At 47.8% G+C, this 25391-nt stretch carries 24 protein-coding genes and 1 tRNA gene; 7 read left to right on the top strand and 18 right to left on the bottom strand.

What is annotated here, in order from left to right; translation table 11 throughout:
* Nucleotides 1-2: 2 nt before the first annotated feature.
* From DW083_RS22860 to DW083_RS12260, 16 genes are all read right to left on the bottom strand, one after another.
* Nucleotides 3-1415 (bottom strand): hypothetical protein, encoded by a 1413-nt coding sequence (locus DW083_RS22860; RefSeq protein ID WP_233552184.1) that lies wholly within the window; start codon nt 1413-1415, stop codon nt 3-5.
* Nucleotides 1412-2524 carry a hypothetical protein gene (locus DW083_RS22855; protein WP_233552183.1) on the bottom strand — a complete coding sequence of 371 codons (1113 nt, stop codon included), beginning with the start codon at nt 2522-2524 and terminating at the stop codon, nt 1412-1414. The genes DW083_RS22860 and DW083_RS22855 overlap by 4 nt, the downstream gene beginning before the upstream one ends.
* A gap of 549 nt (nt 2525-3073) precedes the next feature.
* Complete coding sequence (locus tag DW083_RS12320; RefSeq protein ID WP_147382136.1) at nt 3074-3292, bottom strand: hypothetical protein; 219 nt, start codon at nt 3290-3292, stop codon at nt 3074-3076.
* Nucleotides 3293-3499: 207 nt separating this feature from the next.
* Nucleotides 3500-3865, bottom strand: coding sequence for a GPW/gp25 family protein (locus tag DW083_RS12315; protein WP_233552182.1), 366 nt, complete (start codon nt 3863-3865; stop codon nt 3500-3502).
* A 96-nt stretch (nt 3866-3961) separates the two neighbouring features.
* The gene (locus DW083_RS12310; protein ID WP_122332553.1) at nt 3962-4264 is read right to left on the bottom strand and encodes a PAAR domain-containing protein; all 303 of its coding nucleotides are present in this window, start codon (nt 4262-4264) and stop codon (nt 3962-3964) included.
* 58 nt (nt 4265-4322) lie between these two features.
* Entirely contained in the window at nt 4323-6098 is a 1776-nt protein-coding gene (gene vgrG, locus DW083_RS12305; RefSeq protein ID WP_122332552.1) for a type VI secretion system tip protein VgrG, read from the bottom strand.
* A 12-nt stretch (nt 6099-6110) separates the two neighbouring features.
* Nucleotides 6111-6773, bottom strand: coding sequence for a hypothetical protein (locus DW083_RS12300; RefSeq protein ID WP_122332551.1), 663 nt, complete (start codon nt 6771-6773; stop codon nt 6111-6113).
* A 12-nt stretch (nt 6774-6785) separates the two neighbouring features.
* Complete coding sequence (locus tag DW083_RS12295) at nt 6786-6968, bottom strand: hypothetical protein (protein ID WP_122332550.1); 183 nt, start codon at nt 6966-6968, stop codon at nt 6786-6788.
* 7 nt (nt 6969-6975) lie between these two features.
* Nucleotides 6976-7473 carry a phage tail protein gene (locus tag DW083_RS12290; RefSeq protein WP_122332549.1) on the bottom strand — a complete coding sequence of 166 codons (498 nt, stop codon included), beginning with the start codon at nt 7471-7473 and terminating at the stop codon, nt 6976-6978.
* A gap of 6 nt (nt 7474-7479) precedes the next feature.
* Nucleotides 7480-7950: a phage tail protein gene (locus tag DW083_RS12285; RefSeq protein ID WP_122332548.1), complete on the bottom strand. Its 471-nt coding sequence runs from the start codon at nt 7948-7950 to the stop codon at nt 7480-7482.
* Nucleotides 7951-8012: 62 nt separating this feature from the next.
* Nucleotides 8013-9425 (bottom strand): phage tail sheath C-terminal domain-containing protein, encoded by a 1413-nt coding sequence (locus DW083_RS12280; RefSeq protein WP_122332547.1) that lies wholly within the window; start codon nt 9423-9425, stop codon nt 8013-8015.
* A 33-nt stretch (nt 9426-9458) separates the two neighbouring features.
* Nucleotides 9459-11174 (bottom strand): phage tail sheath C-terminal domain-containing protein, encoded by a 1716-nt coding sequence (locus tag DW083_RS22850; RefSeq protein ID WP_233552180.1) that lies wholly within the window; start codon nt 11172-11174, stop codon nt 9459-9461.
* A gap of 211 nt (nt 11175-11385) precedes the next feature.
* Nucleotides 11386-12171: a hypothetical protein gene (locus tag DW083_RS12270; protein WP_147382135.1), complete on the bottom strand. Its 786-nt coding sequence runs from the start codon at nt 12169-12171 to the stop codon at nt 11386-11388.
* 13 nt (nt 12172-12184) lie between these two features.
* Complete coding sequence (locus DW083_RS12265; protein WP_122332545.1) at nt 12185-12715, bottom strand: DUF4255 domain-containing protein; 531 nt, start codon at nt 12713-12715, stop codon at nt 12185-12187.
* The gene (locus tag DW083_RS23370) at nt 12712-12846 is read right to left on the bottom strand and encodes a hypothetical protein (RefSeq protein WP_255419820.1); all 135 of its coding nucleotides are present in this window, start codon (nt 12844-12846) and stop codon (nt 12712-12714) included. The genes DW083_RS12265 and DW083_RS23370 overlap by 4 nt, the downstream gene beginning before the upstream one ends.
* A 135-nt stretch (nt 12847-12981) precedes the next feature.
* Nucleotides 12982-14796, bottom strand: coding sequence for a helix-turn-helix domain-containing protein (locus tag DW083_RS12260; protein ID WP_122332544.1), 1815 nt, complete (start codon nt 14794-14796; stop codon nt 12982-12984).
* Nucleotides 14797-15273: 477 nt separating this feature from the next.
* Between DW083_RS12260 and DW083_RS12255 the strand changes: the two genes are divergently transcribed.
* The 4 genes from DW083_RS12255 (at nt 15274) to DW083_RS12240 (ending at nt 19778) form a co-directional block, all read left to right on the top strand.
* Entirely contained in the window at nt 15274-16116 is an 843-nt protein-coding gene (locus DW083_RS12255; RefSeq protein WP_122332543.1) for an AraC family transcriptional regulator, read from the top strand.
* Between the two features lie 137 nt (nt 16117-16253).
* Nucleotides 16254-17393: an MFS transporter AraJ gene (gene araJ / locus DW083_RS12250; RefSeq protein ID WP_122332542.1), complete on the top strand. Its 1140-nt coding sequence runs from the start codon at nt 16254-16256 to the stop codon at nt 17391-17393.
* A 42-nt stretch (nt 17394-17435) separates the two neighbouring features.
* The gene (locus DW083_RS12245) at nt 17436-18605 is read left to right on the top strand and encodes an iron-containing alcohol dehydrogenase (protein ID WP_122332541.1); all 1170 of its coding nucleotides are present in this window, start codon (nt 17436-17438) and stop codon (nt 18603-18605) included.
* Between the two features lie 30 nt (nt 18606-18635).
* Nucleotides 18636-19778: an NAD(P)-dependent alcohol dehydrogenase gene (locus tag DW083_RS12240; RefSeq protein ID WP_122332540.1), complete on the top strand. Its 1143-nt coding sequence runs from the start codon at nt 18636-18638 to the stop codon at nt 19776-19778.
* A gap of 140 nt (nt 19779-19918) precedes the next feature.
* Here DW083_RS12240 and DW083_RS12235 read toward each other — a convergent pair.
* Both DW083_RS12235 and DW083_RS12230 read right to left on the bottom strand, forming a co-directional pair.
* A tRNA-Ser gene (locus DW083_RS12235) sits at nt 19919-20003 on the bottom strand.
* A 122-nt stretch (nt 20004-20125) separates the two neighbouring features.
* On the bottom strand, nt 20126-20491 hold the full coding sequence (locus DW083_RS12230; protein ID WP_122332539.1) for a hypothetical protein: 366 nt from the start codon (nt 20489-20491) through the stop codon (nt 20126-20128).
* Between the two features lie 1297 nt (nt 20492-21788).
* On the opposite strand from DW083_RS12230, the gene DW083_RS12225 reads away from it, so the two are divergent.
* Genes DW083_RS12225 through DW083_RS12215 form a run of 3 tightly spaced genes read left to right on the top strand, consistent with a single transcriptional unit; the run spans nt 21789 to nt 25385 of the window.
* Nucleotides 21789-23180, top strand: a complete 1392-nt coding sequence (locus DW083_RS12225) for a TolC family protein (protein ID WP_122332538.1) — start codon at nt 21789-21791, stop codon at nt 23178-23180.
* A gap of 22 nt (nt 23181-23202) precedes the next feature.
* Nucleotides 23203-24210, top strand: coding sequence for an HlyD family secretion protein (locus DW083_RS12220; RefSeq protein ID WP_122332537.1), 1008 nt, complete (start codon nt 23203-23205; stop codon nt 24208-24210).
* A complete protein-coding gene (locus DW083_RS12215) occupies nt 24210-25385 on the top strand; it encodes an ABC transporter permease (RefSeq protein ID WP_115500202.1) in 1176 nt (391 codons plus the stop codon). The genes DW083_RS12220 and DW083_RS12215 overlap by 1 nt, the downstream gene beginning before the upstream one ends.
* Nucleotides 25386-25391: the final 6 nt, after the last annotated feature.

Here is a 25391-nt window from a genome sequence, read left to right as displayed (position 1 = left end):
CGTCACGGCCCGGTGACGGTTGTGTAGGCGCGTCTGCTGGCGCACGGCGTATTGCGTTTCCGTCTCGGCGGTCCGCCCCCCGAAGCCGGGCAAGGTTGTGTCACGCTTTCCAGCCGCCCGTTGACTTCGGTCGTGCCTGCTATCGTTCCGGCAGGCAGCGGTGTGCCGTCACCGTTATCCGCTGTCACGCGGATGCAGTTTGTCCATACGTTCCGAATGGCGAGGCAGGCGGATATGTCACCTGTCAATGCGGCGCGGAGCCACATCCGGCCTTGCCTGTCCGTATGCCTGCCGTCGATTATCCCGGGCAGGGTGATTTCCACAAAGCCGCTTTGGGTGAATCCGTTGGTCTCTTCCGCCTCGACGGATTCGGACGGGATGGACTGCCAGCTAATACCGTTCCATAGTTCCCATCTTACCTGTATCCGCTTATCTGGTTGCGGACAGCCGAAGGGGATGTGTTCTCCCGGCAATGCCATGTCTATATACATTCGTATCGTTTTTTCACCTTCCGCACGGGCAAAAGCAAAGTAAAGGAGGTATTCTGCCGGGGCGGAAAGCAAGAAGGGGAATGCCCCGTTCCTGTCTGTGGCACATGGTATCTGTTCCGGCAATGCGGTGATACGTTCCAGTCGGATAATCGGACTGTTCCTGTCTGCCGGAGATATTTTCGCCGTGGCGGTATATGACAATTCCGCATCGGCAAGGAGTGGGACGGAAGGTTCCCACGGCATCTCCCTGCGATGTTTTTCCTTGCAGCGGCTGTTGTGTATCATCACTTCCATAAACCGCTTGCGGTAGGCCTCCGTTCCAAAGCCGATGGAAGGAGATTCCAGCGTGACACGGAAGAAGCCGTCCTTGTCGTAATCGGATGTATTGAAACTATTGATCCCATCCCCGAAAGGAATGAAGATATTTGCCCGGAGCACGTTGGTTTCCGTATCAAAGTTGAACAGTTTTTGTCCCTTTCCACACTGTTTCCATTCACCGTCTTGCCGATAGTCGGTGGCGACCGTGAACGCATCCGCATCGGCATCGTATCCCCGGTACAGCCTGTCGAACTCGGCCTTGGTCTCGGGCAGGCCTTTCCATTTTCCTTTCAGAGTGGCTTTTTGCAGGGGCTTCAATCCCATCTCCCCGTTACCGAAGAGGAACCATGCGTCACGTTCCCCCTGTATGCCGAAAGGCTGGAAAGGTTGTGTGGTGTCCGCCTCGCCCAGTTCATTGCAGAGGGTGAAGTTACGGATGCCGCTTACCTCCGTCTGTATCTCCACCACATCTACGGTTATTTCCTTTGCCCAACGGTATGGGCTATTTGTATTGTCTGTCAGGATGCGGAGAGCGGGGTATTCCGTAACCCTGTCATGCACCTCCTCCAGACAGGGGGCGGGAATGATATCTTTCCTCTCTATCATGAAATCGAGCGGATGCTGTGGCGGTCAATGGTACATGTAGTGGACTGTTGCGTCCAGCCTTCCGCAGTTGATAGTTGAAGGATGAAGCTGTTTTCTGTCGATATGTCCGGCGCGAGACTGTCAGCAGTCAGATAGAAACAGACGTTCACCTTTCGTATTCCTTCATTCAGCACCAGTATGGGAGAGGTTATCTGCCAGCCGATATGCAGTTCTTTTCCGTGGGTGAACAGTGGTTGGGCGTTCGGGGCATTCTGACAAGGTAAAGGCTGCCTGTACAGTCCGGACAGTTTTTTGGGGGAGATATAGACTGCATTCACCATTGCGCATTGCATGGGGCTGATGTATTCTTCTCTCGTTGTGCTGTACACCAGTTCCTCTCCGGCGGGGAATGCCGTACCTTTCGCCAGGATGAAGCCTCCCACCGTTTCCGTTGGGGTAATGACCACGTAGGTATTGTCCGGCTCGGCTGCTTTCGGTCTGGCGTGCAGGATGTCGTGCAAGTAAAGTTCGGGCAACAAGGCAAGGCGGCGGTTGAAGGTGTCGGCAATGCTGCCGTAGTTCTTCAGGTACGCCAACAGTAGGGCAAGTGACGGTTCAGTACCTCCGCCCTCCTCGGCTTGCTGCCGGTAGCAGTCGATATTTTCCTGTATGGCGGTGACGGTGCGGAGCATCCGGTAGTAATCTTGCTTGTCGGTGTCTTTACCTTGAGGCAAGGATTCAGACAGACGCTCGTACAGCTCGTGGGCGACTTCGGCGGCAGGGGTGTCATGACCTGTCCGTTGCCAACAGACTTGCAGGTAGGCTTCCAGCCGTGTCTTCCAATCCTCCACGTTCTCCCTCAGTTTTTGGGTATAACGTGCCAGTGCCGCCGTTCCCTGCGCATCGGCGAAGGTATCGCCGTAACCCTTCAACCGTTTGTGCTGGATGTCTGCAAGCACGGTCAGCACATGGTTCTCCAGAAGGGAACGCAATGCGCCCTTGCTGCTTCGTACCAGACGGTGCAGCAGCCTGTCCCGGTCACTTTCCATTACGGGAAAGTCGCCCGGCCTTGCAAGGTTGGCTTCCTGGTCGGTGCGGAGCGTGCCGCTATGTCTGGTCTCTGTTGCCATATATGTTGTTTTTATCTGTTACTATTCTCTTATCATTTTGTCTTGACAAATCGGAAAAAGGTAACCGCCGGTCTTTGCAGTCGTTTGCAAAGGACAGGCGGATATACCCTTCTGTATGAAAGATATATTTACCTGCCAAGATTGGCATTACTTCTCCATTATTCCTTTTTCCAGTCTATCAAAAAAACACTGCATGATTACGGATGGTAAATCATGATACTCATTGACCATCAGATTACATATCCGCTTATTCCCCATTTTTTCGAGGATAGGATAGCGTTCGCGATACAGGTTCTTTACGCTGTCTGGCTTCGTACATAGTTATCTTAATTTGAAATTGTTATTACTTAATTTGAAACGCTGAAAAGCAACTACCATGGATTCAACCAAAACCTTTGCACAATCTCTGTTCAGTCGTAATGAGGGTCGGCGTAGCCAATTGTTATTCGATTACAGGCTGCATTTCAGATAGTAAATTCTCCGTTGCTGACAATACGCCAGCGAGTCCAAGACGATATACTTATACTTCGGATGGGTGTAGATGTCCACCTAGTCCACCACCGTGGTAGTTATGAAGTAAATCTGCTTCGACGTGAAGACGATTTTCGGGGTCTTCAGCACATCCTTCACGGTGACTTCCTCCGCTGTGTCCATCATCTCCGAGGGGACGGTAAGGCGGAGCGAGCCGATTTCGGCGAGGTCTACGCTCATGCCCAGTTGCAGGGCTTCGCACACCACGTTGGAGAGGCTGACGAGGGCGTTCTTCACGTCGCCTTCCGAGCTGAACTCTTGATTTTACGTCAAATTCCAACATAATCTTTTACTTTTTAGGTTGTTAATATGTTCTTTCAATACCCATGCAAGGAGCGTTGATACCGTTTATCTCTGTTTAACTTGTTTTTCCGAAGTGCCGCTTTGAGGCAGTCAATGTGCCACTAACGGCACATCGAAAAAATCAACCCACACAGGCAGACATTATTGTTGTCCTTGATATATTCTGCCATGGGTAGCCGTTACATTTGTTCCTTCGTTCAGATAAAACGGATATACCATGTTGTTGCGGTTGTTGGTACGAATCACGGTGTAGGTGAGCTGTATCAGCAGCAATCCTTTCTCCGGCTGTTCCTCGAACGAGATGTCTTCCAGCGTGATGCGCGGCTCGAAGAGGATAATGGCACGGGTGATGTCGTTTCGCATACGGACGGTGGTCTGCGTGGTAATCGGCTCGAAGGCGTACCGCCGCAGGGGGCAGCCGTAGTCGTAGCGGTTCACACGCTCGCCTGGCGAGGTGCTGAAGAGGATGTACAGGCTCTCCTCGATATCCTGCTCGTAGGCGGACATCCGTATGCCGCTGTCCGTCAGCACGGGCGGGAAGCTCCAGCCGCGGCCCAGGAAAGCGTCGGCATTCAACAAGGTGTTCAGTTCGTCCATATCTCTCTATCCTCCTATGATTACCGTGGGGCATCCCACCGCTATCGTACCGCCGTGAGCCGTGCTGTCGCCCATGCGTGCGGCGGGCTTGCCGCCAATCAGCACGGTGGACGAGCCTTTTACTATCGTGTCCGGCGGCCCGGCGCAGACACATAAATCGCCCACTACGGCTGCCGGTATGTTCCCTATCAGTACGCTGGGCACACCCGGTCCCGTTACGGGGCCGCCCACGTGAGGTATCGGCGAGGGAAACGCCGGGGTCTGCATGGGGCAGGTGTGCATGTCGGTTATTCTTGCTGCCGGTGGCATATTGTTCTCCTTTCTTTGTTTAGGATTGCTTTCATCGTATATCGTTTTTTTTTCTTTCTTAATTCAGCATGATGACGGCTCCTTTCACCTTTACCGGTCCGGAAGCCGTGACCTCCGTCATGGCGTTGCCCTTGACGGAGGCGGTGGCCTTTGCCTGCATCTTGACGTTTGTCCCGTCGAAGCTGATGTCTGACTTGGCCGTTCCGCTGATTTTCGTGGTGGCGTCCATCGTGATGCCGCCTTTCGCCTTCATCGTGATGTCTTTGGCGGACGTGAGGGTGATGCCCCCGCTGTCCATCCTGATTTCGTTCTTGTGCTGGTCGGCGAGGCGGATGTGCTTGCCATCGTCGCTTATCTCCAGCGTGTTCTTGCCCGGCGTGGCTACGGTTATCACCTTCTTTTCCTCGTCGAACTCAATGCGCAGTTTCTCGCGCGTTACGATTGCCTTCGTGTTGTTCTTTGCCTCGTATTCGAAAGGTGGCTTGTGCTTCGCGCCATAGAGCGAACCGAGGATGACGGGATGGCCGGGGTCCTGGTTCATGAAGCCCACCAGCACCTCGTCACCCGGTTCGGGCAGGAAGAAGGTGCCCATGCCCGCGGTGGCGTACATCGTGGCGAGGCGTGCCCAGAGCAGCCTGCTCTGACCGTCCAGCCAGGGCAATTCCACCTGGATGCGCTGTTCCTTCAGCGAGTCACCGTCCAGTTTCTTCACTACTGCCGAGTGCAATCCCTGCAAACCGGGCAGGAAACCTGCGGCGGTGGGGGAGACTACGTCCGGCTCGTCGGTGATGTTCATCGGTGAGATTCCCGCACCTGCTTCAGTCAGCCACTCGTTGTCCTCGATGGTATGCGTCACCGAACCGACGAACAGGTTGCCACCAAAGCGTTTGCCCAGTCCTTTCAGCTCCATGAGGCATCCGGGCTTTACCTTTGCCGAGCCGTAGAAGCTGACGGAGCCTTGATAGCGTGCCAGCCCCGCCTTCAGCGCCATACTGTCCGCCCACTGCTTGAGGGCCTTCTCGTCTGTGGGCGCGTCGGTCTGGAGTAGCATGCTGTCGCCCGAGGCGATGTTCTTCGGCTGAAGGTCGCCCTGCTTGTTGAGCGAGGGGGAAGATGCCGACACCCTGACCGCTTTTTGCGTGTTGGGGCACCACGATACCGCCTCGTATTGCGTGAACTGGTCGTCCGAGGAGAGTTCAAGGTCGAAGGCGGTAATGTCCTCGCCATATGTCACGGTCAATACGGGTGAAGCATTCACGTCCGGCTTCTTCACCTTTATCTTGTCGCCCTCGGTGAAGACGAACAGGCCGCAGGCATCGGCACGCGAGAGGGCGAAATCCCAGTCGGAGCAGTAGTATTGCACCAGTGTAGGGTGCTGGTATCCAGTGGCATCCACATCCACGCCGCCGTAGTCCTTCAGCACTTCGCGGATGATGTCGCTGTCCTTTTTCTTCTCAAAGATGCGGTTTTTGCGCCCTTGCGTGGCGGGATAGGAGTTGTCGCGGCATTCCGCCACCATGTAGGAGCGGAAGTCCTTGCCCGTGAGGATGCGTAGACCGATGATGCTGCCCTCGAAGAGCGTCTCCTGTTGGTCCATGCCGCCTGCATCCAGCCGGATGGAGTTGCCGGGCTTGAACAAACTGTCATCGCTCTCGTCGAAGGTTTGCGCGTCCATATTGCCCGCATTGAACTTCAGCGTCGCCTTACCGATGCGGTTCAGTTCAAGGCGCACCGATGCGGACACCAGTGAGAAGGAATCTTTCAGCTTGCTGCCGTTTACATAAACGGTGCAGGCAAGCACGTGGTCTTTGTTTTTTGAAGGCGAATCAGCCATATTGTTGTTCTCTTATTGTTTCTTCAGCATCGGAAACAGGACTTGCGTGCCTGCGGGCACGTTCCTGTAACCGTTCAGATTGTTAAACCGGGCCACCTGCCCCACCAGGAACGGGTCGCCGTAAATCTCGTAACAGAGGGCGGCAAGTGTCTGCCCCTCTTTCAGTGTAATGAGCCGTGACACGTCGGGCGAATGCTTGGAGAAGTGTTTCTTCTCCTCCTTCTGGCTGCAATAGCCTGTCAGCGTCACTTTCAGCTCGGCGCGGAGCGGGATGCCGTCCGGGTCGAACAGGGTGTATTCCGTCTCCAGCGTCTTGAGCTGCCCGAAGAACGTGATGTCGCCGTACTCCACCTTGACGAACGAGGGGCGGTGTCCCTCGATGTTGTAATCATACAACCGCTGTTCAAGCGCGTCCACCATATCGTGTACGGGTATCTTTTCGTCATCGTCCTCCATCGCGTTGGTCATGTCGAAGAGGCATTCGAAGTGGAGCGTTTCCGGGCGGTAGCGCACGTAGGAGTTCGAACCGTTCAGGCTGCCCAGCTGCTTGTCCTCCGCATAGCGGATGCCTTTCGTGAGCTTCACCTTTGCCGGGTTGATAGGCAATTCCAGCGCGGACTTGCATTCGCTGTTGAAATTCTCGTCCTTATAGGCTGTGATGGTCATATTTCCCATACTTTTCCTGTTTTATCGTTCGTTCCTCCTTCGGGTTTGTCGTCCGGTAGGGGATTGCCTGTCCTTTGGAGCGGATAATCTTTCCACCACATAGCTTTCTATCTTCCGGAGTATTTCCTCCGATACCTCCGTTTCCGTGACGATGCGTCGCTCCACCACGGTGCGGACGTGCATTTCCTTGATGACTATCGGCATAAGCGTACTATTTAACTCTTTCCATATAGGCGTATGCCAACTCAACGGTTTCTGTCGCCAACTCACTCTTGACTGCATCGAAACTACCAAGGTTCCATTTCATCGGGTAAGCCCTGATGCATTGCCACGAAGCCTTGGGTTCCGATTTCTCGTCCAGCAGGTGAATGACCACATCGTATGTCGGGATGGCTTTCATGTCCTTATCCTTTCGGGCCTTATATATGAAATCCTGGCATTCTTTAAGCCATTGAGCCAATGAACCGGACAAAGGGCCGAGCGGACGTTTCAACACGAGGTTCGTATAGGTTAATCCCGTAGGAACTGCCTGAAACTCTCCGTTGTTTCCACGATAAACCCTTTTCCCCATGTCCCATGATAAACCATTGACTTCCAAGAATGAGACCTGGAATGGTTGGTTGTTCATTCTTTGGAATACAACTTTAAAGTAAAAAGATACCGGAGGTGTCCATTTACCAGGGGATTGTGATGTGGGGGAAGTTGCCATAAGCCATTATTTCTTCTTCAAGGTCACTCCTTCATTAGCCAGTACTAAAGTCTCAATCGCGGGCGAATTGGCATCGGACTTGAAACCTTCCACTGTAATTTTCTTCGGCCAAGCGTTGGCCACTTCCCAGGTCTGTACGGGGCTACCGGACTCGTCCAGCAGGCTTATCGTGACCGTTTCTCGTTTGATGATATTCATGTTCACGCTGTTCAGCCAGTCCCACATCTTCGAATCACCCTTGAATATACCTTTCTTGAGTGTCACATCACTTGATTTACGTAGTCCCGGCATTTTCAGTTTGGTGAACATCTTGCTGTCTCCGGCCCGGTAGGTTATTTCATCGAACTCCGCATCGAGACCGGAAACTTCGCTACAAGAAATGATTTTCTGGTCACCTGCAGAAACTGAAAAATAAAAACTTGGCAAAGGCCATGCCTGTGTGCTTGCACTCTGTGCTGATCCGTTTTCGTCTGCCATAATTTCTATATATTTAATTGGTTATTATTATTTGAATGATTAATCATTAATTATCAGTTATTTTAACTCTTCTGCATCTGCTGCTGGAAGGTGATTTCTATAAATTCTGCAGGACGGCTGATGGCCACCAGCACGGTGATGCGCATGATACCTTCCAGTATGTCTTCGCCGGTCATCGTGTCGCCCAGTCCCACATGTACCTCGAATGCGTCTTCCGGGGTTGCTCCGGCCAGTCCGCCACGTTTCCACACGCTGCGCAGGAAGTTCTCAATCATGCACTTCATGTTGATCCACGTGCTCGCATCGTTCGGTTCAAATACATAGGCGCGGGCGGCGTTCTTTACGGATTGTTCCAGGAAAGTCATCGTGCGGCGTACGTTGATGTAACGCCAGTCGTTGGAATTGCCGTCCAGCGTACGTGCTCCCCACACCTTGATACCTTCGCCGGGGAACGCGCGGATGACGTTGATGGCTTTGCCGTTCATCGGCATGTTCAGGTCTTCTTGCTCAGAGTCGGTGATTGCTTTCGACAGCTTGTTTACATAATTGACGGATACATTTGCCGGGGCTTTCCATACGCCGCGGGTATTGTCCACCATCGTGTACAGCCCAGCCATTGCAGCCGAAGGGGGAAGATGGTTGAGAAATACCTTGATTTTGTCAGCGAGCAGCTTGTATTCCGGCCAGTTTTGTATCAAGGTGTTATGCAGATTGTTTTTGTCACTGCTTTTAATATATTCGTCTAAAGCCGCATTACCGGTAGTTATCCCATCTGCCAACTGCATATTGGCATCGGTGATATCATTGTCTGACAATACAGATGTTTCCAGCCACGGATAATAAGCGGCCGCACATTGCAGGTTTGTAGTGCCTATATGTTTACGAAACAGTTCAATCCCATTTTCTTCGGCGGGGACATCCAGTATTACAAAGTATTTCTTATCATTGCATAATCCCAACAAGTCGGTATAGACATTCATACAGCCCGCCCCTGTATTATTTACAGCTTCCGGCACAACAAGCATGGTTATGTCTTGTACTTTCTTGATGTTCGCGAGAACCTTTTCTTTTTCCTTGTCATATGCCTCAGCAAAAGTTTGGCTATAATTACCGACAGACACAATGTAACAAGTGGCTCCGCCATTGGCAAAGAACAAGGTCAGGTGATAATACAACGTAGCAACTGATTCCGGTATTTCCGCATAAAGCCCGTTGCACTCCAAATACTTCTTATTATTGGCATCTTTTTTAGTATTCGACACCTTGAACAGAGGAGTCGGTGCGCCGCCGAAGTATTGGACATACTCCGTCATGGACGTAATCCTTACGGGCTTGTTCTGCAATGATTCATTGCCGTTCAGAGCCTTTTCTGTCAATCCGATAAAGACTGGAATGGCGGTTTCGGCTTCCACTACCGAGTTGCCGAAAGCATTCTTTTCTTTGATGTAAACACCGGGGGTTTTGTATTCTCCCATGATTTTATGAATTTAAAGTTAAACATACGGTTGTCAACTCTTCTGCATCTGCTGCTGGAAGGTTATCTCGATAAATTCGGCAGGATGGGTGACGGCCACCAATACGGTAATGCGCATGATGCCTTCCAGTATGTCCTCGCCGGTCATCGTGTCGCCCAATCCTACATGCACTTCGAATGCGTCTTCCGGGGTTGCTCCGGCCAGCCCGCCACGTTTCCATACACTGCGCAAGAAGTTCTCAATCATGCACTTCATGTTGATCCATGTGCCTGCATCGTTCGGCTCAAAGACGTAGGCGCGGGCGGCGTTCCTTACCGACTCTTCCAAAAAAATCAAGGTGCGGCGCACGTTGATATAACGCCAGTCCAATGAGTTTCCGTCCAGTGTACGCGCCCCCCATACCTTCACGCCTTCACCACGGAAGCTACGTATCACGTTGATGGCCTTTCCGTTCATCGGAGCGTTCAAGTTGGCTTGTTCGTCATCGTCGATGTCTTCCGCCGGAGAAACCACATAGTTCAAAGACACATTAGCCGGTGCTTTCCATACGCCGCGCGTACTATCCACCATCGTGTATAATCCAGCCATTGCAGCTGAAGGGGGGAGCAGGTTCAATTCATTGATTAGATCTTGAATCTTCTGCTTGTATAGGAAACAACAATTAAGCAAGGCTTGATGTAAAGTACGTCTGCTCGTTTCATCATCAATGTTGATAAATAGGAAAATTGAATCAGAAGAAGTTTCACACAATAAAGTAGGAACTTTTTCATCTTCGATATGTTTCTTAAGTGTATTCAGGTCTGTGATTAGATCTGTTTTCTCTTTATCCTTGGAAATGATAGTTTGTACAATTTCTTTTTTATTTCCTTCGCTATCCCCTTCTATTGTCGTTTTTGTAAGAATAATATAAAGTACCGGAGCTTCTTTCTCTTCCAGATTGAAAGTAAAAACCTTTTCCTGAGCTTTTGATTTATCTTCGCTTTCATCTTTAACGTCGAAAACAGACAAGGCACCGATGTTGAATGTATCGGCAGTTGTTGTATCAAACGCCAGGGGAGTGCCATTAATAACTAAATTGTAACCATCTTCTTTGCTTTCTTGTAAGTTCAATTTTACAAAACGGAAAGCAGAATAGAAAAGTTGCTTCATGGCTATATCCATATCATTCCCTTCGTCAATACATTTGACTATTTCCTTCCTTTCCCAATGAATCAGGCTCCCGTCCACATCCCGCTCACTAAGTACCGAGGTCTTCAACCAAGGATAATAAACCGCGCCGTACGACAAGAAATTTGCACCGATATTGGTCTGAAAGTCTTCTATTAGTTTCTCCTTCCGTTTTTCTTTGCAGAAAACATCCAGTATGGCAAAGCGGTTCTTCATAATGCCACCACAATGCATGAGCATCTGCTGCTGCACCTTGGTACAATCAGCTTCACTCAAGCATACAGCTTCGGGTATGACAACCATTGTTACTTCCTGAACAAGGGCCAGCTTATCGATACCGGATATTAATGAGTCTGCACTAATCTTGGTTGTGCAATATTTATCTCCTCCTTCTGTTCCATTATTTTCTATTTTCTTTTTATAAGGATCTACCGATACGATATAGCACGTACTTCCTCCATTGGCGAAAAACAGCACCATCTGATAGTATAACCTAAATGGAGTGAGTCCGGTAAGTTGCAGGTCTTTGTCTTTGATTGCCGCAGTCAATTTCGGTGTCGGTGCTCCGCCAAAATATTTCACGAACTCCGTCATTGAAGAAATCTTCCACGGGATATTTCTTAGGTCATCACTCCCGTTCAATGCTTTCTCGGTATAACCGATGAAAGCGGAATGGCAGTCTCGGCCTCCACTACGGAATTGCCGAAAGCGTTCTTCTCTTTAATGTAAACGCCGGGTGTCTTGTATTCGCCCATAGTCTTTCAGTTTAAAATTAACAATATGTTTCTCTGTTCTAAAAATAGCACACCTGCCGGATGGTTCCCGGCTCTTCGCTCTGGAAACGTCCGGCCTCGGGCGGTTCCACCCGTGAGAGCAAAATACGTTTCTGCTTGCCGTCCCCGTTTTGCTGCACAAGGCGCAGTTTGCAGCCATAAATTGCTCGCATCGGGACCTTCTCCTTCGAAAGGGTACTCCAAGCTGAGCCTTTCTTCGTGAATGCGGTAAATTTCACCAAGCCCGCCGTATCCTCTAAAAACAGCCCTTCCGGAGAATCCCCGTTCCGTGAAAAGAAAAGGTATTCCCACTTTAACGACGGAGCACGAAAATGCAACACGGCCTGTATCGCTTCTTTCGCTTTCTGTTCCACCTTCTTCGCTGCTGTCACCATATCTTCCGTCAATGACAGGCTGATGGTACAGAAGCCTGTTCCAATCCTCCGTTTTTTATCCGACAAACAAATAAGCATGTCTGCGTCCTGTCCTTCTTGCCCGATGACAGGCAATTCCAGCTCGTAGACTGCCGACGGGCGGAAACCCTTCCATTCCGTATAAAGCACGAAGGATGGGTCGGCTATGCACAACTCCAGTTCCAGCACATCATGTTTCGTATCAGGGCCTGCCCCCGTGCTGTCGTAGAGTATCGTCCATTCTCCCACCTCCGTCTGCCGGAAGAGCAGTCCGCGTTGCCTTGCCAACATCTCACCCTTCGGGGTGAGGCGGCACAGTAATGCCGGACACGACTTTCCTTCAAAGTAGTCGTGCGTCACACGGATGCGATATAGGGTATGATAATTTTCCATATTCTTCACTTCTTTACATTTCTATAACCGGTTTGTCTGCCGTTTTTCCACTCGTGCTGATTTCTTCCGATTCGAGGGTGAGACGACGTATCTTACATACCACCGACGGATAGTATTGTCCGCCCAGCAGTGTCCACACATTGTTCATGTCCTGTATGGATAAAGTTACGATTTCTATCGTATAGTCCGTCCTTTCCACCGTGAATTTCGGCGTGGACTGAATGAAGCGCAGCGTGTCCGTCATCACGGAGAGCGACTCGGCATACTGCCGTTCGTCGAATACGGCCGCCAGCATCACGTTCAGGTTCAGCAACAGAGGCGGCTGCGTGCGGGTGTAACCGTCGGGGGTGCGCTGTATGGGTGCGGAAATGCCTCCGGTGGTTTCCCGTTCCACATTCAGCAGGCTGAGCACCATCTTGTTCGGACGTTCCTCTGTAGCATTGCCTATCTGTCCTACCGTGGCCAGCCCTTCCGGTCGGTGATGGAAGCCGGACAAGTATTCGTCCAACCGCGAGGCGTAGTATGTCAGAACTGTCTTGATCATATCGCTTTCAGATAGTTTATAATACCTTCAACCATGATGTCCGTCACGCATTGTTTGCCGGCTTCGGAGAGCAGGAAGTCCACATCTTCCCGGTTGTCCTGGAAGAAGTTCTCCACCAGTATACTTTCCATGTCCATTGTCAATTAATACTTTCATATCAGTCTGCTTTTTTGCTTTGGACGAAGTTAGCCAAATCGTTTATTTTAATCAAGCATTTTAGGGCACTTGTTCGGTCAATCAGTCAAGTAGTTCGGTCAATCAGTCCGTCATAACTGATTATCAATATTTTGCAAGCTTCCCTTAAAGTCGCTTGGAGTCATCATATATTTGTTTTTGAAGGTACGGTTGAGGGTTGAAACGCTTGTTCCGCACATTTTGGCCACTGTTGCGATATTGTATGTAGGATGTTTTTTCAGCACTTCCATCGCGTATTCCATGCGTTTGTTGTTCAGGTAGTTGGTCATGTTTTCCTGCCCGTTCTGCTGAAGGATTCGAGCGAAGCGGTTTTTGTCCACACCGATATACTTTATGAGTTCGTCACGGAGCAGGTTCTGCTGCGTGAACAGCATTTGGCTTGTCACGATACGGTTAAGCTGTTGGAAAAGGAGGCAATTCTCTTCCGTTTCCTTGTTGGAAGAACTTCTTGTCTCCGTTGCCCCGTTGCCGTCGTCTTCCACTCCCTGCCGGCATGTTTCTTCCCTCTCGTTTCCTGCCGGGGCAACACCTTCTTCCGCCTTGTGCAGATTGTTTCTCACTTCCTGTTCCTCCTGCAATTTATACAGCTGATCCCGGTATGCCATCAATTCCTGAATGGTATTCACCATCGCCCCGTTCTTTTGCCGGATGACGCGGGCATATTGCGCCATGCGGACAAACAATGCCAGCAGGACCAGCAGAATCAGCCCGCAACCTGTCAGCCAAGCGTTGCGGAGTTTTACGCGTGCGGCCTGTTCCGAAGCCTCCTCCTTCAGCTTATAGCTTTCATAAGCCATGGCAAGCTCCAATGCTGCACTCTGTTGTTCGCGCACCTTCAGGCTGTCCGTCAAGATGGCCAGTTCCTTGAAACAGCGTGAGGAGGACGTATAGTCGTGCATGGCTTCGTAGGCTTGCCCCTGTGAACGCTTGACGGTCTTCATGTGGTAGTTCACCGTATCATTGTTCGTCCGCAGGAAAGACTCGCGGTCCGAATAGATGCGGATAACCTCGCCGTACATATGCCTGTCCGACAGGTAGGGGGCTATCAGATAGTCATCCTTGGTATAGGACGTAGCGACCTCCTTCCATTGCCGGTACGCCTTGTCTGCCTCACCGGTCCTGCCCAGTCTGGAGAAGAGTACGGCACGGTTGGCATACAGCGTCTTCAGTTCCTTACCGTTCAGTCCCGATATTTCAGGCTCCTCCTCCGTGCTTGCCATGACCACCTTTTCCAGCTGCTCCAATGTATGCAGCGCATCCTCATAGCGTCCGTCGCGTTGCTGCATGATGAACAGCGTGTTGTAGTCGTAACGCAGGTTGTCATATTTGTATTTATAACGGGCATCCTTCATCAGCGCGACAGCTTCATCAATCAGTCTGTATCCCTTCTCTTTGTCCTCCTGGTAGTAGGCCATCTTCCCCATGTTGAACAGGGCCACCGACTGCATGGCCTTGTCATCGCATGCCCTTGCCTTTTCCAGCAGCCTCTCCACACAGTCCGTCTTGCTCACCTCGTCATGCAGGCAGTCGTAGCACGAAATCAGACGGTGAAGCTGCTCCATGTATTCCGTATCGTTATTTCGCACCGAATCGGAGACAAGGGCAGATTTATAAAAAGGGAGCGCGGCGTTGTATCTGCCGTTGTTGAACAGCAGGTCGCCTTCCGCTATGTCCAGCACATGTTCCGGCGCCAGACGGCGTTTACGCATCAGGCTGATAATCCGTGCGGCCTTAACCGTATCGGAGAAGGTGTATTCATAGATGTGGTCTCTGGTAAGCAGGCTGTTCGGTATGAAATCATATTCGGCAGCCCTGCCTGATATTGTGGATATGACGACCGACAGGATAAGGACGGTTATTTTGGAAAGGGTGTTTTTTCTTTTCATTATGCGGTTAAAGAATAATATTCAATACAAAAATAAAGCAAAAAATGTTCCCTGTTAACTTTTTATGATTTTTTGTACCGACCATATTACCTGGCGACTTCGGAGCCATATCTTGGGTACGGTTTGGCTGCGTTTACGCCGTTAAACCGTCCGGTTTTCGTTTAACGAAAGCAGGGGCGGACCACGTTTTGAATATCACGCTATATCCATATAGTGCTATAAAGCCTTTTGTTTGGGAAAAACGCATACGGTTTCTGTCGGCTTTTCCGCATTTCCGGTCTTCTGAAAGTAAACTGCACGAAGATCGTACAAATATTATTCACTATTGGCTTTTAAGAAAAGTAAAAAGAACTTTTAAGAAAACCTGTCTCAACACGAAACGCCATATTTTTGTATAAAATAAATATCAATCTATAAGAGATTAATTCACATCTAAACAAAGTTACATATCTTTGTTTATCAAATAAGACTCAAGTCATGGATACAAAATCGGGTATAGTCGTTTACAATTACATGGACACATTTTATTGTTGCCTTGTAGAGAAAGACAAATGGTGTGAGGAGATGGTTACAGAGCATATGTTGGTGTATATCTGTTCAGGAGAATTAGAACTTATTTCTCCCGAAAAACGGTATCATTTAAAGAAAGGAGATGCCTTTTTTTTGAAACGTAACCACATGCTCCGCAAAATTAAGAAGCCATCAAGAAACGGAGAACCTTTCAAAGGATTGTTCTTACAATTAAAAACGCCTTTCCTGAAAACTTTACTGAACGAAAGCCAAATAACTGTTCCTTTACTTAATAACTCTCATCTTGCTAAATCTGTTTATGTTTTATTGGAAAAGCACCCTTTTTTGAAAGGACTATTTATGTCACTTGAACAATATTTTGATGCCCGGCAATATCCGTCAAAGGAGCTAATGGAAGCTAAGCTGAAAGAAGCAGTATTCGTTTTACTTCAATTAAAGCCAGAACTTGGTTCGGTACTTTTTGACTTTGCAGAACCGTGGAAAATTGACTTGGCTGATTTTATGACCAAAAACTATAAATGCGACTTGTCTATAGAAGAATTTGCACATTATACAGGAAGAAGTTTATCTTCTTTCAAAAAAGATTTCTTCTGCGTTTTTAATAACACACCAAGTAGATGGTTGATAAAAAGGCGTTTAGAAGAAGCCAAATGTCTGATAACCGAGAAAGGAGAAAAGCCTGCAGAAGTGTATTTAAAGGTGGGCTTTAAGAACCTGTCACATTTTTCTACTGCCTACAAAAAAGAGTTCGGTTTTCCTCCGTCCGTCATAAACTCTACTGCCATATAGAGAAAATAAAAAGACTTTTCAGCAAAGAAGAAATAACGAATAAGAAAAACAGCACAAAGCTTCGGGCAGCTACTTTCATCATCAAAATCAAACGGTTTTGATGATGTTTTTTTATGTCTTTAAACAAACGAATTGTTATGAAGAAAAGTCTTATTGCACTTGCATTCGGTACACTTGGATTAGGTATTGCTGAATTTGCAATGATGGGAATATTAGGAAGTGTTGCCGAAAATTTGCAGATTAGCATCTCTGCCGCCGGACATCTGATTTCAGCTTATGCTTTGGGAGTATGCGTGGGTGCTCCTGTGCTCTTGTTGGTACGCAAATATCCTTTAAAAAAGATTTTGTTGTTGTTGGTAACCATCATTGTAGTTGGTAATCTCTGTGCTGCGGCAGCATCTGATTATTGGATGCTTTTACTTGCCCGTTTTTTGTCTGGTTTTCCACACGGTGCATATTTTGGAGTGGCATCTATCGTGGCGCAACGGTTGGCAGACAAAGGAAAAGGTTCGCAAGCTGTATCGGTTATGATTGCAGGCATGACCATCGCCACAGTATTTGGTGTACCTCTTGGAACTGCACTAAGCAATACTATTTCATGGCGGCTTACTTTCCTGCTGGTAGCTTGCTGGAGTTTACTAACGTTCTATAGCATTTGGCGTTGGATTCCTCAAATGGATAGTTTGCCTGATAGTGGCTTCAAAGGACAGTTTAAGTTCCTAAAGTCACCTGCACCGTGGCTTATTATCGGTGGTACTTTATTAGGAAACGGCGGCGTGTATTGTTGGTATAGTTATATAAATCCACTTTTAACGAACATTTCGGGCTTCTCAACAGATAGCCTTACTTGGTTAATGGTTATTGCAGGTTTCGGTATGGTGATAGGCAATCTGCTTGGCGGACGTTTGGCTGACCGTTTTCGAGCCGGACTTGTTGCTGCCATTGTACAATCGTGTATGGTTTTCACATTGTTATTGATATTTTTCTTTTCACCTGTTCCGTGGCTTTCTGTCGTATTAATGGTTATAGGCACAGCAGGATTATTTGGTGTAGGTAGCCCTTTACAATACCTGATTATCCGTTTCTCCAAAGGTGGTGAAATGTTAGGTGCAGCAAGCATTCAAATAGCCTTTAATATAGGAAATGCTGTTGCAGCTTATTGTGGTGGTCTGATATTACAAGCAGGATTTGATTTCCGTTATCCGGCTTTAGTAGGTATTCCTTTTGCTGTGCTTGGTTCTATACTATTATTTATTCTGCATAAGAAATATGAATGATAAATAAATTTCTAACAATTCAAATTATAGGAGATTATTACAATGATTACCAATTTTACTTATTTCATTCCTACGCGCGTATTGTTCGGAGCAGGACAGTTAAATCATTTGCACGAACAGCAATTACCCGGAAAAAAAGCTTTGATAGTTACGACTTCCGGTAAATCGGTAAAAAGAAATGGAACATTAGAACGAGTAGAAAAACAGTTGGAGATGGCAAACGTGGAATACACGCTTTTCGACCGAGTTCATCCCAATCCTACCCTTGCTAACGTAATGGATGCTTCCATATTGGGAAAAGAAAGCGGTTGCGATTTTGTTATCGGTTTAGGCGGTGGCAGTGCGATGGATGCAGCCAAAGCCATTGCTTTTGCAATGACTAACCCCGGTGATTTATGGGATTACAGTTTCAGTACAACAGGCGGCAAAAAAGAACGTATAGCCCAACCGCTTCCTATCGTATGTATCACCACAACAGCGGGTACCGCCAGTGAAGTCGACCCGTGGGGTGTCATCACAAAAGAAGAAACAGGAGAAAAATCAGGATTTTTCAGCGGAGAAAGCATGTACCCGGTTCTTTCCATCGTTGACCCCGACTTAATGATGACTATTCCATCCCAATTTACGGCTTATCAAGGAATGGATGCTTTCTTTCACGCAACAGAAAGTGTTATCAATACTAAAAATCATATAATGGGTGAAATGTTCGCATTAAAAGCAATCGAACTTGTTGCAAAATATCTACCCCTCGCCGTTAAAGACGGTTCTGATAAAGAGGCACGCTATTATATGGCAGTGGCTAATTCACTTGCCGGATATTATATGCTTTGTACATCTGCACATTCTATGGAACATTCACTTGGCGGGTTCTATCCCGAACTGCCACATGGAGCAGGTTTGATTATGATTGCACATGCTTACTATCAGAAGTTTGCCGATTTAAAAGTTTGTGAAGGACAAATGATAAAAATAGCAAAGGCGATGGGGGTTCACAATGCTATTTCAGGACAAGATTTTGTAAATGCTCTCGACAAATTGATTGCGAACATCGGGATGTCCGATTTAAAAATGAGTGATTTCGGGATTACAAAAGAATATCTGAAAAGCTGTCCTGAACGTACCCGTAAAGTTATGGGCGGTGACATTTCCGCAGACCCTGCTGAATTATCTGATATGGATATGCTGGAAATTTATCTACAATCTTATAAATAAACAATTTATAAATCATAGAAACAACTAAAAATGAAAAAGTTAATTTATCTCTTGTCAGTAATTTTACTGACTATCAGTTACAATGTTCAAGCACAGAGCAATCAAGTACATGACGGTCATGTACATTCAAAAGGTTTTGTAGCAATGGATAAAAACGGGGTATTTACACCGTATGAATTTGAAAGAAAAGCTATTGGTGACAATGATGTGTTGATTGAAATCATGTATTCAGGTATCTGTCACAGCGATATTCATCAGTCACGTGATGAATGGGGCGGTTCAATTTTCCCTATGGTTCCCGGACATGAAATAGCAGGGAAGATTACCCAAGTAGGAAAGAACGTAACTAAATTTAAAGTAGGAGATTACGCTGGTGTCGGTTGTATGGTAAACTCCTGTGGAATTTGCGAACATTGCAAAAAAGGCGAAGAACAGTACTGCGATAATAACAAAACCGTTTATACCTATAATTCAAGGGATTTTGATGGAGACCCCACAATGGGTGGTTATTCCAACAATATTGTTGTCAGCGAGCACTTTGCACTCAAAATACCGCAAGGTGCAGATATGAAACGCATTGCGCCATTGCTTTGTGCAGGAGCGACCACTTATTCACCACTGAAATTCACACATGTAGGCAAGGGTGATAAAATTGCTATTGCCGGATTTGGCGGATTAGGACATATAGCTGTACAATACGCTGTTTCTTTTGGTGCAGAAGTAACCGTATTTGATGTATCAGAAGATAAACGTAATGATGCCTTACGTATGGGGGCAGTCAAATTTGTGAATGTAACTAATCCGGACGAACTTAAAGGCTTGGATAATTCATTTCGTGTAATCATCAGTACAATTCCAACTAATTTTAATGTAGAACAATATGTGCGGATGCTTAAAGTTGATGGAGAAATGGTTCTGATTGGAATGCCCGCCGCTGATAAAATTCCATCTGTTAATACCGGGGCACTCGCAGGTCGCCGCAAAATATATGGAACTTTGATTGCTGGTATTCCTGAAACACAAGAAATGTTGAATTATTCTGTTACACATAATATTTACCCTGAAATAGAAATGATTGAAGCAAATGCAGATGCAATAAATCAAGCATATCAATCCGTATTAGATGGGAAGGTAAAATTTAGATATGTAATAAATATGGAAACTTTAAAATAAATCGCCTCCCGATAAAATAAACGATTCCGGATAAAGGTCTTTTAAGGGCAAATGATACCCAGTAGGGCAGGCATAAGGAAATAAAAATCCCACAAATTCAATAATTTGTGGGATTTAGCTGTTTTATCCTATTAGTTCAGCGGAGAAAGAGGGATTCGAACCCCCGGAACCTCTCAGTTCAACGGTTTTCAAGACCGCCGCAATCGACCACTCTGCCATCTCTCCATGTCTGTAAGACGGGTGCAAAAGTAGTTGGTTTGTTTGAAATATGCAAACATTTTGTTTTATTTCTTCTCGGATTCTTTGTGCTTTGTTTTTCTATGCTTGATTGTCAGAAATATAACAAGTCATATACTAAGGGCGTTTGGCTCAAAATTGTCAAGTTTTGAACCTCCTGCAAATCTGATGAATATTACAATAACCCCCTTTTTTGCCATTTTTCTATTTCGTCTGAAATCTTGATCGATTTTGGATTGACTCTTTTCACGGTTTTCGTCTTCTTTATTGACAACAGATGGAGCGACGTGCGCAGGCAGTTTGAAAAAACGTGCAATTTGATTACCGAAAATCAGAAACGCCGACAAAGTGATAAACCTTAACTCCCGGAGAATCGAATATTTGAAAATAAAACGGACGGCGTCCCAAATATCCCAAGGCAATTCAGGTGCTTTTTTGCCATGAAAACGGTCCTCTTTCCAATTACGACCGTTCAAATCGCCATTACGACCGTCCTAATCTTCGCGAGCTGCCGAGTGCACTACACATTAGCACGGTCGTAATAGCAAAGAGGACGGTCATAATTGCTGGGAACACTCAAAAAAGGCGAAAAAGTCCCTTTTTGAGGCCAAAAAAGCAGATTAACATTTGTTTTGTTTTAGACATCTTTTAGACTTGAAAAATTCGTTTTATACAATAAGCCCCCCTGCCGCAGGCTCTCTTTTGCCGTTGATTTCAATCAACGGGTTGATAAACACCCGGCTTTGCCGGATTCCTCTGTGGGTTTGAACCCTCTTCCAAATATCTACAAGTAATCCTATTAAAGAGACTCTGCCTCTAAGCTCCAAAACCGTTCGTTGAAACGAAACGGCAAAAGAGAGCCTACGGCAGAGGGCTTATTGTAAAAAACGGATTTTTCAGGTTCAAAAAACATCCGAAACCGAACAAATGTCAATCCACTTTTCAGCCGTCAAAAAGGGGCTTTTTCTTATGATCCGGAACCTTAACGCAGCGAAGAGGGACTTTATCGCTCTGATTCGGAACTTTATTGCCCTGAAGTCGGACTTCATATAGTACGAAGTCAACCTTCAGAGCGATGAAGTGCCGGGTCAAGGCAATTTTCTGCGCACCTCACGGTAACAAGCCCCTAAAATTTCCTTGGGATATTTGGAACGCAGTCCGCCTTCGTCTGCAAATATTCGATTCTCCGGGAGTTAAGGTTTATCACTTTGCTGTTGTTTCCGGTTTTCAGCAATCAAATTGTATGCTTTTCGATATGGGCTCGGCACCTCGTTTTTCTTATTGTCAGAAAGGGGAGTTTAAAAGGTGAAAAGAGTCAATCCAAAACCGATCAGGATTTCGGACGAAATAGAAAAATAGCCGAAACAGGGGGTTATTGTCTATTTTGTTATTTTCAGGAGGCTTAAAACTAAGAAAAAGTGAGCTATCCCGTTCCCGCGCTCCGACGCGGGATCGCAAAACAGCCTGCCGCATCCTAAATCATCATTTACAAGTTTTGATAAAGCCTGTTCCTCTGTGATCCCGCGTCGGAGCGCGGGAACGGGATAGCTCAAAACTGGCAAACAATGAGTCTGCCGAAGGGTTGCCGGGAATTGATAAAGCGTGCCCCTTTTCTGTAATCTCTATCTCTTTTGTGTATCGTTAATTGAATTAGTTCAATTTTATATTTAAACCGAACCAGTATTTTTGCACCGTATTTCTTATATTTGCTGAATATATAATAGTAAGGGGTTGGAATAGTTCAGAATAGGAACCGAATAAAAAGAGATAGAGATGAAAAGATTTGTCGTATTAGTCGCATTGCTGGTCTCGTCGGGCTATGCGAATGCGCAGCAGGCGCTGACGTTGGAGCAATGCCGTCACTTGGCGATCCAAAACAATAAAGAGTTGAAGATTTCGGGCGAAAAGATCAAAATGGCAGGTGACGAGAAGAACGCCGCTTTTACCAAATATTTCCCGCAACTTTCCGCTACAGGTGCGTATCTGTGGAACCAGAAGGATATTAACCTGCTGGATATGGGAGCGTTGAGTACGTCCATAGGTGGCGCGCTCGGGCCGATTGCCCAATTGCCGGTGTTCGGCCAACTGATGGAAGGAGTGGGGGATATGCAACACCTCGACATCCAGAATATCTGGGTGGGAAGCGTTTCGCTTGTGCAGCCTGTCTTTATGGGCGGTAAGATCATCAATTACAATCAGATCACCAAGTATGCCAAACAACTGGCCGAATCGATGAACGACCAGCAGTTGCAGGATGTCATTTATAAGACCGATGAAACCTACTGGCAGGTGATCTCTCTGGTCAATAAAAAGAAGTTAGCCGATGCTTATGTGGACTTGCTCCGTAAGACCGACCACGATATTACCGCTATGATAACCGAAGGTGTTGCCACCGAGGCTGACGGCCTGTCGGTCAAAGTCAAACTGAACGAGGCGGAGATGGCGCAGACAAAAGTCAACAACGGCTTGGCTCTTTCCCGTATGTTGCTGGCGCAGATATGTGGATTGCCGCTCGAAGATCCGCTTGCCTTAGCTGATGAGGATATCGAGGATTTCCCGACTGAACCGGTCCTGACGGCTGCCGATGTAAACGAAGCGTTCCTGAACCGTAACGAGTTGAAAAGCCTCGACCTGGCTACAAAGATATATAAACGTAAGGAGCGGATCGTGTTGGCGGATATGTTGCCCAACGTCGCTTTCATGGCGAACTACCTGGTTACCAATCCCAATGCGATGAACGGCTTTAAGAATGAATTTGCCGGGATGTTCAATGTCGGCGTGATGGTGAAAGTGCCGCTTTCCGGCTGGTGGGAGGGAAGTTATAAACGCAATTCCGCCCGTGCCGAGACGCGTATCAAGTCGTTGGAATTGCAGGATGCCCGCGAAAAGATCGAATTGCAGGTCAATCAATCCGTTTATAAGGTGAACGAAGCAAGCAAGAAGCTGATTGCCTCTTCCCGCAATATGGAGAATGCCGAAGAGAACCTCCGCCATGCCAACCTGGGTTTCGAAGAGGGGGTAATTCCCGCCTTGAACCTGATGGAGGCGCAGACGGCGTGGGTTTCGGCCCGTTCCAGCCTGATCGACGCACAGATAGAAGTCAAACTGACCGAAGTTTACCTGACGAAGGCAATGGGTAAGCTTTCCGTAAACGAACAAGAATAATAACGATAAAAACAAAATAGAGATGGACGAGAATAAGAAGTTTTCGATCAATAACATGCTGCTGGCATTTATCGCGTTTTTAGGTGTGGTAGGATTAGTAGCTTTAACGGGTTTCTTTCTGTTGACGCCGCCGGACGATATCATTATGGGACAGGCGGAAGCAACCGAGGTGCGTATTTCCGGCAAAGTGCCCGGCCGTATCGAAGCCTACCGTTTCGGTGAGGGCGACAGGGTGAAGGCGGGCGACACGCTCGTATTCCTCGATACGCCCGAGGTGTTGGCCAAACTACAGCAGGCGGAAGCCGTGCGCAAAGCGGCCGAAGCCCAAAACGCAAAGGCTATCAAAGGAGCGCGTGCGCAGGAAATAGCCGGCGCTTATGAAATGTGGCAGAAGGCTAAGGCGGGTTTGGAGATTGCCCATAAATCATATACGCGTGTGCAGAACCTCTTCGAGAAAGGCGTGATGTCCGCGCAGAAGCGCGATGAGGCGGAAGCCAACTATAAGGCGATGGCAGCTACGGAAAAAGCCGCCAAGTCGCAATATGATATGGCGATGGATGGTGCCCGGGTGGAAGATAAGGCGGCTGCATCCGCACTTGTCCAGCAGGCCGGCGGGGCTGTTGCCGAAGTGGAATCTTATCTGAAAGAGGCGGTTTTGCTTTCTCCGATTGACGGCGAGGTGTCCGAACGTTTTCCCGAAGTGGGCGAACTGGTGGGGACGGGTGCGCCAATCATGAATATTACCGACCTGAACGATATGTGGGTGACATTCAGTATCCGTGAAGACCTCCTGAAAGACATTAAAATCGGTTCCGAACTGAATGCTTTCATCCCGGCGTTGGATAGTCGCCCTGTCAAGCTGAAAGTCTATTATATGAAAGATATGGGGACGTATGCCGCCTGGAAAGCGACCAAGACAAACGGGCAGTTCGATTACAAGACGTTCGAGGTGCGCGCCCGTCCGCAGGAAAAGGTTGTTGACTTGCGTCCCGGAATGTCTGTTATCATGAAGAAAAAAGGAAATGAATAATGGGTAAACAGTGTTTACATAGCATCTGGATGATAGCCCGGCGGGAGATACAGCGGATCGGGAAGAAACCGGTCTACTTCTTCTGTATGTTGGTGGCTCCGACTATCTGTGTCGTGTTTTTCCTGTCGCTGATGAAAGACGGGTTGCCGACCGATATGCCGATTGCTGTTGTGGACATGGACGGTTCATCCAATTCGCGTAACCTGTCGCGCCAACTGGATGCCTTCGAGCAGACGGAGGTGGTGCTGACGACAGTCTCTTTCGAGGAAGCTCGCCAGGCGATGCAGGAAGGGAAGGTCTACGGTATTTTCTATATTCCGAAAGATTTCGGGGTGGATGCGGTGGCCGGACGCCAGCCGAAGTTGTCGTTTTATACGAATGGCACGTACCTGATCGGCGCTTCCCTTTTGTTCCGGGATATGAAGACGATGTCCGTGCTGGCGGGTGCTTCGGTCGGTTTGCAGACCGGATTGGCGCATGGCTATACCGAAGACCAGATTATGGCGCAGCTCCAGCCGATTGTGATCGATACGCATGCGCTTGGGAATCCCTGGCTGAACTATTCGGTTTACCTGAATAACACGTTGCTGCCGGGTGTCTTGCAGTTGATGATTTTTCTGGTGACGGTGCTCAGTATCGGTTCCGAGATCAAATATTCTACGGCACGCCAGTGGTTGCAGATGGGAAATAATTCGCTTACGGTCAGTTTGATCGGAAAGGTATTGCCTTATACGGTGGTCTTTACGGTTGTGGCGTTCCTGTATGGTGCGGCTTTGTATGGCTTCAACTCATTCCCGCTGAGTAGCGGCTGGCTGCCAATGTTGTCGGCGCTATTCCTGTTGGTGATTGCTTCGCAGGCTGTCGGGATCTTTATGATCGGGGTGTTACCGACTTTCCGTATGGGGTTGAGCTTTGCCAGCCTGTTCGGGATGCTCGCTTTTTCGATTGTGGGTTTCTCGTTTCCGGTGTTAGGGATGGACCCGACCTTGCAGGCTTTAAGCAATATGTTCCCACTTCGCCATTATTTCCTGATCTATGTGGACCAGGCTTTGAACGGAAGGGCTTTCTTTTACAGTTGGACCGAATATGCCTGGCTGTTAGGATTCCTTATCCTGCCTTTCCTGATCGGAAAACAGTTGAAGAAAGCGCTGTTGTACTTTAAATATATTCCGTAAAACAGA

This window comes from Parabacteroides sp. AF48-14 (assembly GCF_003477465.1).
GTDB classification, from domain to species: domain Bacteria; phylum Bacteroidota; class Bacteroidia; order Bacteroidales; family Tannerellaceae; genus Parabacteroides; species Parabacteroides acidifaciens.
Note: the sequence above shows the minus strand (reverse complement) of the source record. Positions and strands in the feature narration are given on the sequence as shown.